11 protein-coding genes are annotated in these 9,866 nt (G+C 68.4%); 4 read left to right on the top strand and 7 right to left on the bottom strand.

All coding sequences use genetic code 11. The annotated features are described in order from the left end of the window. From RIF93_RS05955 to RIF93_RS05935, 5 genes are all read right to left on the bottom strand, one after another. A partial coding sequence (locus tag RIF93_RS05955) for a calcium-binding protein (protein ID WP_309089402.1) occupies positions 1-1,437 on the bottom strand: 1,437 nt, incomplete at its 3' end. A gap of 137 nt (positions 1,438-1,574) precedes the next feature. Continuing rightward, positions 1,575-2,180, bottom strand: coding sequence for a type 1 glutamine amidotransferase domain-containing protein (locus tag RIF93_RS05950; RefSeq protein WP_309089400.1), 606 nt, complete (start codon positions 2,178-2,180; stop codon positions 1,575-1,577). Between the two features lie 72 nt (positions 2,181-2,252). Then, positions 2,253-3,917: an energy-dependent translational throttle protein EttA gene (gene ettA / locus RIF93_RS05945; RefSeq protein ID WP_309089398.1), complete on the bottom strand. Its 1,665-nt coding sequence runs from the start codon at positions 3,915-3,917 to the stop codon at positions 2,253-2,255. 82 nt (positions 3,918-3,999) lie between these two features. After that, positions 4,000-4,248: a hypothetical protein gene (locus RIF93_RS05940; protein ID WP_309089396.1), complete on the bottom strand. Its 249-nt coding sequence runs from the start codon at positions 4,246-4,248 to the stop codon at positions 4,000-4,002. 8 nt (positions 4,249-4,256) lie between these two features. After that, positions 4,257-4,430, bottom strand: a complete 174-nt coding sequence (locus tag RIF93_RS05935) for a hypothetical protein (protein ID WP_309089394.1) — start codon at positions 4,428-4,430, stop codon at positions 4,257-4,259. 239 nt (positions 4,431-4,669) lie between these two features. Here RIF93_RS05935 and RIF93_RS05930 point away from each other — a divergent pair, with 239 nt between their 5' ends. After that, positions 4,670-7,042, top strand: a complete 2,373-nt coding sequence (locus RIF93_RS05930; RefSeq protein ID WP_309089392.1) for a PAS domain S-box protein — start codon at positions 4,670-4,672, stop codon at positions 7,040-7,042. 3 nt (positions 7,043-7,045) lie between these two features. Here RIF93_RS05930 and RIF93_RS05925 read toward each other — a convergent pair whose 3' ends face one another. Continuing rightward, positions 7,046-7,399: a hypothetical protein gene (locus RIF93_RS05925; RefSeq protein ID WP_309089389.1), complete on the bottom strand. Its 354-nt coding sequence runs from the start codon at positions 7,397-7,399 to the stop codon at positions 7,046-7,048. 94 nt (positions 7,400-7,493) lie between these two features. Here RIF93_RS05925 and RIF93_RS05920 point away from each other — a divergent pair, with 94 nt between their 5' ends. From RIF93_RS05920 to RIF93_RS05910, 3 genes are read left to right on the top strand one after another with little or no spacing between them, the layout of a single operon-like run. After that, positions 7,494-8,087 (top strand): helix-turn-helix domain-containing protein, encoded by a 594-nt coding sequence (locus RIF93_RS05920; RefSeq protein WP_309089387.1) that lies wholly within the window; start codon positions 7,494-7,496, stop codon positions 8,085-8,087. A gap of 59 nt (positions 8,088-8,146) precedes the next feature. Beyond that, on the top strand, positions 8,147-8,329 hold the full coding sequence (locus tag RIF93_RS05915) for a CsbD family protein (RefSeq protein ID WP_309089385.1): 183 nt from the start codon (positions 8,147-8,149) through the stop codon (positions 8,327-8,329). 53 nt (positions 8,330-8,382) lie between these two features. Continuing rightward, positions 8,383-8,814 (top strand): group III truncated hemoglobin, encoded by a 432-nt coding sequence (locus RIF93_RS05910; protein ID WP_309089383.1) that lies wholly within the window; start codon positions 8,383-8,385, stop codon positions 8,812-8,814. A 6-nt stretch (positions 8,815-8,820) separates the two neighbouring features. On the opposite strand, the gene RIF93_RS05905 is transcribed toward RIF93_RS05910, so the two are convergent. Beyond that, on the bottom strand, positions 8,821-9,753 hold the full coding sequence (locus tag RIF93_RS05905; RefSeq protein WP_309089381.1) for an oxygenase MpaB family protein: 933 nt from the start codon (positions 9,751-9,753) through the stop codon (positions 8,821-8,823). Between the last annotated feature and the right edge of the window lie 113 nt (positions 9,754-9,866).

Raw genomic sequence — 9,866 nt, 5'->3', positions numbered from 1 at the left:
GGCGGCGACTGGGTTGTCGGCGCCCAGGCCGCCGCGCACCGTGTCCTCGCCCCAGTTGCCGTGCAGGTCGTCGAAGGCATGCCCGCCGGAGAGCGAGTCATTGCCGTCCCCGCCGCGCAGGAAGTTGGAGCCGCCGTAGTCCGTCACCGTGTCGTCGCCGCCGCCGCCGAAAACCGTGTCGTTGCCGTAGAAGAAGTAGTCCGCCGTGTCGGCCACGACGACGTCGTTCCCGCCGCCCGCGTCGATCCACTCCGCGCGATAGGTTGAAGTGTAGCTCTCGGCCACATCGCCGCCGTGGATCTTGGCCGCTTCCTCGATCTGCACGATGCGGATGTCCTGAGCCACGACGCCCGCGCCCAGATGGACCTGGTTGAGATAGATCTCAGGCGTATTCCCCATCCGCAGCCAGAGCGTGTTGACCCCAGAGCCGCCCTCAAACACGAGGCGGTCGTTCGGGTTCAGCGCCGTCACCGCCAGTCGGTCGTCACCCGCACCGCCCGTGATTGTCTGCAGGCGCTGAGGGGCGTCCCAGACCTCGTAAACCCGCGCGATGGATATCTCGTCGTCGCCGTCCCCGCCGTCGACCAGGGCGTCGAAGATGCTGGCGGTGATGCCGTCGTTCCCCGCGCCGCCGAGAAAGGTGTCGCCGCCCGGCACATCCGGACTGTACGACTCCCACACCACGCTTTGCAGGGAGTCGTCGCCGTCGCCGCCGTCCAGCAGGTCGGCGCCGTATTGTCCCGTGAGGATGTCGTTGCCGCCGCCGCCCAGCAGCGTGTTGCTGGCGAGGTCGCGACGCAGATAGTCGCTCAGCCACCCTGCGACCAGCCGGTCGTCACCGTCACCGCCCTCGAGGCGGTCGGCGCCGGCCTGGCCGCCAAGGATGTCAGCGCCGGCGCGACCAGCCAAGGTGTCGTCGCCGTCCTGCCCGTTCAGTCGGTTCTGGCCGGCGTCGCCGGTCAGCCGGTCGGCGAAGCTGGAGCCCGTCACGTCCTCGATGTTCAGGATCGTGTCGAGCCCCTCGCCCGTCGCCTGCGGCCCGGAAAGCGAGAGGTCCACCGTGACTCCCACCGCCGCCCCGGTGAAGTAGAGCGCGTCGCTCCCGGGCATGTAGTCCGGCAAGCTGAAGTCATGCTCGTCGCCAGGCCCGCCGTCGATGTAGTCGTCGCCCGCGCCCCCGTTCAGGGCGTCGCGGCCCACGCCACCCAACAGGGTGTCGTCGCCAAGGCCGCCGTCCAGGCTGTCCACGTCGTCGCCGCCGTCGAGGCGGTCGCGCCCTGCGTCGCCCCTGAGGAGGTCAGCGTCGGCGCCGCCTTCCAGCGTGTCGTCGCCGTCGCCGCCGAACAGGCGATCCATGCCGGCGAGCCCATGCAGCAGATCGTTCTCTGCCGCCCCGGTCAGGGTGTCAGCGTTCGCGGTTCCGGTGAACACGGCCATGCGCGGCCCTCCCCCTGCAGCGGCGAAGTCCCTGTCGCCGCCCAATCGAGCTCAGCCAGTTCAATAAGGCGAAAACCGGGCGCAACGCTACCTTAAGGTGTGCCCGCGCCAGCGCGATTTCGCCGCGTCCGCAGAGGTCAGACCGTGGACCGCGTCTCGCCCGTGCCGGCGCCGGCCTCCGCACGGCCGTCGTGGTGACGGCCCTCTGCGAATTCCTCGACCATCTTCGCGCAGAACGCCGGCAGGTCGTCGGGATTGCGCGAGGTCACGAGGCCGCCATCGACCACCACCTCCTGGTCCACCCATTCCGCGCCGGCGTTGCGCAGGTCGTTCTTCAGCGACGGCCAGGAAGTCATCTTCTTGCCGTCGACCCCGTCCGCATCGATCAGGGTCCAGGGGCCGTGGCAGATGGCGGCGATCGGCTTCTCCGCGCGCACGAAGTCGCGGATGAAGTCGATGGCGGCCTCCTCCAGCCGCAGCTGGTCCGGGTTGATCACCCCGCCCGGCAGCACAAGCCCGTCGTAGTCCTGCGCGCTGGCTTGGGCGAGCTCGCGGTCCACCGGGACCTCGTCGCCCTTGTCGTGGTGGTTGTAGCCCTGGATCTGCCCGCCCTTCGGTGAGACCACGTGGACCTCGGCCCCCGCGGCCTTCAACGCCTCGACGGGCTTGGTCAGCTCCACTTGTTCGAAACCGTCGGTGGCGAGCACCGCCACCTTGCGTCCTTGCAGACGTCCGTCAGCCATGGCTTGGCCTCCTTCGCTTGGATTGTTGGGTATCGCCCGATCAACCCGTGCGCTGAGGCCGCTGTTCCGGCCCTACCGCGTGAACTTCTGGAACTTGATGCGGTGCGGGATGAGGCTGTCGGCGCCCAGGCGGCGCTTCTTGTCCTCTTCGTAGGCCTCGAAGTTGCCCTGGAACCACTCGACGTGGCTCTCGCCCTCGAAGGCCAGGATGTGGGTCGCGAGGCGGTCCAGGAAGAAGCGGTCGTGGCTGATCACCACGGCGCAGCCCGGGAAGTCCTCCAGCGCGCTCTCGAGGGCGCCCAGGGTTTCCACGTCGAGGTCGTTGGTGGGTTCGTCGAGCAGGATGACGTTGCCGCCCGAGGCCAGGGTCTTGGCCAGGTGCACGCGGTTGCGCTCGCCGCCCGAGAGCAGGCCGACCTTCTTCTGCTGGTCCCCGCCCTTGAAGTTGAAGCTTCCGACGTAGGCGCGGCTGGGGATCTCGCGGGTCCCCACCTTCATGATGTCGAGACCGCCCGAGATTTCCTCCCAGACGTTCTTGTTGGGATCGAGGCTGTCGCGGCTCTGGTCGACGTACGCCAGCTTCACCGTCTCGCCGAGACGGATGACGCCCTTGTCCGGCGTGTCCTGCCCGGTGATCAGCTTGAACAGGGTCGACTTGCCGGCGCCGTTCGGACCGATGACGCCGACGATGCCGCCCGGCGGCAGCTTGAACGACAGGTCCTTGAACAGCAGCTTGTCGCCGTAGGCCTTCTCGAGGTTCTCCACCTCGATGACCACGTTGCCCAGCCGCGGACCCGGCGGGATCTGGATCTGGGCGAAGGTCTGCTTCTGGCGCTCGGCCTGGTTGACGAGTTCGTCGAAGGCCGCCAGGCGCGCCTTGGACTTGCTGCGGCGGGCCGACGGCGAGGAGCGCACCCACTCCAGTTCGCGCTCGATCGTGCGCTTCTTGCCGGCTTCCTCACGCTCTTCCTGGGCGACGCGCTTGGCCTTCTGCTCGAGCCAGGACGAGTAGTTGCCCTCGTAGGGGATGCCCTTGCCCCGGTCGAGTTCGAGCGTCCACTTCGTCACCTGGTCCAGGAAGTAGCGGTCGTGGGTGACCAGGATCACGCAGCCCGGGAAGTTCTCCAGGTGGTGCTGCAGCCAGGCGACGCTCTCGGCGTCCAGGTGGTTGGTCGGCTCGTCCAGCAGCAGCATGTCGGGCTTCGACAGCAGCAGGCGGGCCAGCGCCACGCGGCGGCGCTCGCCGCCCGACAGCTTGTCCACCGGCCAGTCGTTCGGCGGGCAGCGCAGGGCGTCCATCGCCATCTCGATGCGGCTGTCGATGTCCCAGAGGTCGCCAGCGTCGAGCTTCTCCTGGAGCGTGGTCATCTCCTCCATCAGCTCGTCGGAGTAGTCCTCGCCCATCAGGGTGGCGACTTCGTTGTAGCGGTCGAAGATCTTCTTCTCTTCGCACCACGAGATGACGTTGCCCCAGACGTCCAGCTTGTCGTCCAGCTGCGGCTCCTGCTCGAGGTAGCCCATTTTGGTGCCCTCGGCGGCCTTCGCCTCGCCCGAGAACTCCTTGTCGATGCCGGCCATGATCTTCAGCAGGGTCGACTTGCCCGAACCGTTCACGCCGACGACGCCGATCTTGGCGTCCGGGTAGAACGACAGCCAGATGTTCTCGAAGAGCTTCTTGGGGCTGCCGGGATAGGCCTTCGTCAGGCCCTGCATCTGGAAGATGTACTGCTGCGCCATGGGGCGTCCGCGCTCTTTCTCTGCAATGTCCGGAAAAGTCGCGGGTGCAGATAGCGGCCCGGGCGCGGGGGCGCAACGCCGCTTAGTCGCTCTCGGCGATCACCTTGCCGCCCCGGCGCAGCACGATCCTGCGGCCCAGGTGCTCGTTCTGCGCGGCGGTGAAGATGGCGCGCGCGAGCACCGCGCTGGCGGCGCGGCCGATCGTCCGCTCCGGCGTCGTACGCGAGAGGTCCCAGAGTTCGATCACGTACAGCAGTTCGGTGGACGGGGCCGGCTCGCCAAGCGGGGTCACCACGCCGCTCTCCCGATTGCTGTCCTCGCGGCGGTTCATCGCTTCGCTCAGTGCGCTCGGCCGGTCCACCGGCTCATGATCCCGCCCTTGTGGCGCAGGATGATGACGTGGCCCGGGAATTCTCGCGTCGCGGCATAATATGCGGCGTAGCCGATGGAGGCGCTGAGGCTGACGGCTACGACCTGCTCGATCGAGAGGCCCTTCTCGTCCCAAATCTCCACCTTGTAGGGGAAATCGTCCCCTTCCGCAGGGAACCCTTCGCCGTAGGAGCGCGTTCCCCCACCTTCATCGGTGGGATCGTCGGGGGGACGAAGCTGCTGCGCGCCCAAAAACATCAACGACCTCCGGCAAAGCGGCGCCGATCCTTCGGCGCAGCCGGCGTCGCTGTCAACCAGCACAGCTGCCGGATATTCCTAACCGGAACCTCGCGCGGCTGGCCTCGCCGTGCGAAAGTAGGCCGATGCCGCCTGTGACCAGCCCTACCTCTCCGCCCAAGGCCTACGAGCACCTGGTCGACGCGCTCACCGAGTACGCGATCTACTCGCTGGATGCGGAAGGCCATGTCGTCAGCTGGAACTTCGGCGCAGAACGGCTGAAGGGCTACACGGCGGACGAGATCATAGGCCATCCGTTCGGCCGCTTCTTCTCGCTCGAGGACCGCCGGCGCGGCGTGCCGGAGTCGCTGCTTGCCGCCGCCGCCCGGGACGGCAGCGTCCGCACGGCGGGCTGGCGCGTACGGAAGGACGGCACCCGGTTCTGGTCAGAAGGCATGTTGCACGCGGTGCGGGGCGAGTCGGGCGAGCTCACCGGCTTCGCCAAGATCACCCGCGACATGACCGCAGACCGCGCGGCCCAGCAGGCGCTGATCGAGAGCGAGCGCCGTTTTCGGCTGCTGGTCGACAGCGTCGTGGACTACGCCATCTACATGCTGGACGTGAACGGCACGGTCACCAACTGGAACACCGGCGCCGAACGCATCAAGGGCTACGTCGCCAGCGAGGTGATCGGCAGTCACTTCAGCCGCTTCTACACGCCCGAGGACCGCCGCTCCGGGCTGCCGGCCCGCGCCCTCGAGACCGCCCGGCGCGAGGGCCGCTTCGAGGCCGAGGGCTGGCGCGTGCGCAAGGACGGCAGCCGCTTCTGGGCGCTGGTCGTGATCGACGCGATCCACGACGACGACGGACAGCTGATCGGCTTCGCCAAGGTCACGCGGGACATCAGTCAGCGCAAGGCGGCCGAGAACGCCCTGGCCGAGAGCGAGCGCCAATTCCGCCTGCTCGTCGCCGGCGTGGTCGACTACGCCCTATACATGCTGGATCCCAACGGCGTGATCGTGAGCTGGAACTCGGGCGCCGAGCACATCAAGGGCTACACGGCCGAGGAGGTCATCGGCCAGCACTTCAGCCGCTTCTACACCGACGGAGATCGGGCGGCCGGCGTGCCCACCCGCGCCCTGGCCACGGCCACCAGCGAAGGCCGCTATGAGGCCGAGGGATGGCGCGTCCGAAAGGACGGCTCCCTGTTCTGGGCGAGCGTGGTCATCGACGCCATCTACGACGAGGGCGGCGCGCTCATCGGCTTTGCCAAGATCACCCGAGACATCACCGAGAAGCGGAACGCCCAACTCGAGCTGCAGCGCGCTCACGAGCAGTTGGCGCAGTCACAGAAGCTCGAGGCCCTGGGCAAGCTGACCGGAGGCGTCGCCCACGACTTCAACAACCTGCTTATGGTCGTCACCGGCCAGGCCCAGCTTCTGCGCAGGCGGGTCGCGGACGACCCGCGCGCGCTCAGGGCGCTGGACGCCATCGAGGCGTCCGCCAAGCGCGGGGAAGACCTCACCCGCCACCTGCTGGCCTTCTCGCGCCGACAGCGGCTGCAACCGTCTTCGATCAGCCTGGCCGAGCGCGTCGATGATCTGCAGGCGTTGATCGCCACCAGCCTTCCGCCAACCGTCGCGCTGGTGTTGGACATGCCGGTCCAGCTCTGGCCCGTGCAGGTGGACCCCAGCGAGCTGGAGCTATCGCTGCTGAACCTCGCGGTGAACGCGCGGGACGCGATGCCTGCGGGTGGCGTGCTCTCGATCCTGGCCGAGAACCGCACCTTCGAGACCCCGGTCAACGGCCTGCAAGGCGACTTCGTGGCCCTGACGATCAGCGACACCGGGGTGGGCATTCCGCCTGACATCCTGCCGCGCATCTTCGACCCTTTCTTCACGACGAAGGAGGTGAACAAGGGCACCGGCCTAGGCCTCAGCCAGGTCTACGGTTTCGCGGAGCAGTCGGGCGGTCGGATCGAGGTGGACAGCCAGCTAGGCCAGGGCACGCGATTCACCCTGTTCCTTCCCCGCAGCGGCGCGCCGGCCCGCGAGAAGGCCGCCCAGGGGCCCGACCGGCCCGTGGCGAGCGCGCGCGTGCTGGTGGTGGAGGACAATCCGGAGGTCGCCGAGGTCGCCTGCGACATGCTCGAGCAGCTGGGCCACACCGTCACGGCGGTCGGCTCGGCCGACGCCGCGATGGAGGTGCTGCGCTCGGGCGAGCCGCCGGACCTCATCTTCAGCGACATCGTGATGGCCGGGGAGATCGACGGTCTGGGTCTGGCGCGACGGGTGCGAGAGGAAGCGCCCCGTGTGCCGGTGCTGCTGGCCACCGGCTACAGCCAGGCGGCCGAGGGTCTGGGCGGCGAATTCCCGATCCTGCGCAAGCCCTACAAGCTGGCGGAGCTGAACCGCGCCATCGGCGCCCTCCTCGGTCCCAGCGGGGACGACGCCGACGGTAAGCTGGTCGATCTGCAGACCGCGCGCACCCGCCGGGCGAAACGCGAGCCGCAGGCCTGAGGACTAGTTCCGAGCTGTCTGCAGGGTGATGGCGCCGCGGTTGCAGGCTCGGACCTGACCGGCGGTCAGTTCACGGCCGCGGCTCTTGTAGCTGGCGATCGGGCCGACGACGGCGGCGACGCGCTTGCACTCCTTCACCAGCCCGTCGACGCTCGCATGGCTCGCCGCCTGACCGATGCACTGGTCGCCCTCGCAACGCCAGGCGACGCCGGCGATGGTGGCCTCCTGGGGCGCCTGCGCCGGCGCAGCCAGGGTGGCCTGGCCGTTGAACGCGCCCGCCGCGGGAGTTTGGGCGTAAGCCGCCCCCGACACGAACGCCGCTGCGGCGATCGCGCCCATAAGCTTCAGACTTTGCATTCTCGTGATCCTTCCGATAGAAAAGAGCACGACCGGTCGCTAATGCTTAAAGAGCACGATCGGTCACTTTCTGTCAAGCAGGGAGGCTTGGCTTTTGCGCAAGGGTGAGGCCACCCGCATCCGGATCGTCGAGGAAGCCGCCCGCCAGGCGTCGCTAAGGGGGCTGGCCGCGGTCAGTCTTGCCGATGTCGCGGAATCGGTCGGCCTGTCGAAGAGCGGGCTCTTCAAGCACTTCGAATCGAAGGAGGCGATGGAGCTCGAGATCGTCGACTACGTCACCCTGCTCTTCACCGAGTTCGTCTGGCGTCCGGCCGAGCACCTGCCCACCGCCCGCGAGCGGCTGTCGCGCATCTTCGAGCTGTGGCTGGACTGGGAAGACAAGAAGTGGGCCCAGGGCGGTTGCCCGCTGATGGCCTTCAGCGTCGAGCTCGACGACCAGCCGGGACCAGTGCGCGACCTGCTGCAGAAGCGCCTCCAGCAATGGAAGCGGACGCTGATCCGCCAATTCCAGCAGCTGCGAGAGCCGCCCCTCGACGAGCGCGAGGCCCAGGCCGCCTATTTCCAGATGAAGAGCTTTGCTCTGGGCCACCTCGACGCCCGCCGGATCATGGGCGACGCGGACGCGCGCCGATCGGCCCAGGCCGCCTTCGAAGCCCTGCTCGACCGCACCGAGCGTCTCGCCGCCTAACGGAACATTCCGCCGCTCCCCCCAATTGTCCTCGGCGAGTTGAACCGAGGAGAACGAGCATGCACCGCGATGAGATGAAGGGCGCCGGCAAGGACATGAAGGGCGCCGTGAAGGAAACCGCCGGGCGGGCGACCAACGATCCCGACCTGGAAGCCGAAGGCACGGCCGACCGCGTGGAAGGCAAGGTCCAGAAGGGCGTGGGCAACCTCAAGGAAGCCGCCCGCGACGTCCTGAAGCACTAGCCTAAGCATCAGACCGGAGTTGGCGCCGGCGCGTCCGGCGCTATCTCCGGGACATGAGCATCGTCGACCACCCGCGCGGACCGCGCATCGGCCCCGGCGTCGCCGTCGGGATCACCGAAGGCGTCATCCGCACGCAGGTGCACACCTTCTACGGCCGCGTGCGCGAGGATCCGGTCCTCGGACCGATCTTCAACGGCGCGGTGGACGACTGGGACGAGCACCTCGCCAAGCTCTGCGACTTCTGGTCCTCGGTCCTGCTGGTCACGGGACGCTTCAAGGGGTCGCCGATGGCGGCGCACGCGCGCACGCCTGGGATCGAGACCGAACACTTCCCGCGCTGGCTCGAGATCTGGCGCGACACCGCCCGCAGCGTCTGCCGTCCCGAGGCCGCGGACCTGTTCATCGCCAAGGCCGAGATGATCGGCGAGAGCCTGAAGCTGGGCCTTGCGGCCGGCCGCGGCGAGATCCCGCCGCTGACCCGTTAAGACCGATCACTTCGCGGCCATCGCCTGCGCGGGCTGCGCCTGGCGGGCGCGGAAGTCCGCCATGAGCCGGCGCTGCTCGGCCGGGCTGCGGTAAAGGAAGTCGTGCGGCAGGCCCAGCCGCACGCTGGCCTGGCACGGCGGGGACCTGGGATCGGCCACGCGTTCGGCCAGTCTTCCGGCGACCTTCAGGGCGACACGGTCGACAGCCTTCAGGTCGAACTCCGGGCCAAGCTCGAGAACCTTGCGCACCTTGGGCGGCAGGATCGCCACGGACGCCCGCGCCAGGGCCCGATGGAACAGCCGCGGCACGCCGGGCGCGGCCTTGCCCGAGCAGATGATGTCCAGGAACTCGCGGACGATGGGATGCGCCTCGAAACCGGGCGCCAGCCGGTCCATCATGGCCATGAAGTCGGTCGACGAGGTCAGCGGATTCTGCACCCCGTAGAGCCGCGCAATGGCGTCGCCTTCGGCATAGAAGGCATTGAACTCCGCCGGCGTAAGCGGCGCCACGAAGCGGTGGTAGGCCGTGACGAAGCCGAAGCCGGCGGTGGCGTGCACCCAGTCCAGCAACTCGGGATCCAGCGCCTGGTAGGCGCGTCCGCCCGGCGTCTTCCCCTTCACCTGGGCGTGCATGTTGGTGACGCCCTGGATCACGCGGCGCGCGGCGTTTTGAGGCCCATAGACGCCGACCATGGCGGCCATGCCGGTCCGGCGCGAACGCCCGATCGGGTCGGCCTTGTACGTCGAGTGGTCCCAGACGCCGGAGCGGATGCGCGGGTCGGCGAACTCCAGCAGCACGGCCGCTACGCCGCCGACGCCTAGCGCGATCGGGTTCTTGAACACCCGCCACGAGATCGAGTCCGGAGCCAAGTAGGCGGGCGCGCCCGGCGGGCTCGTGAAGTCGACCTTCCAGCCCATGTAGGACGTGATCTCGCTCACGGGCGCCTCCAGCGCTCGATCCGTATCAATCGATACAACCATGGGCTGGACCGAGCTCGACGCCGCGCGCCTGCAGACCATCGTCAAGGAGATCGACGCCCAGGTCGACCGGA

The organism is Phenylobacterium sp., assembly GCF_031181185.1.
Classification (GTDB): domain Bacteria; phylum Pseudomonadota; class Alphaproteobacteria; order Caulobacterales; family Caulobacteraceae; genus Phenylobacterium.
The sequence above is the reverse complement of the archived record's forward strand: the minus strand, read 5'-3'. Positions and strand labels throughout refer to the sequence as shown.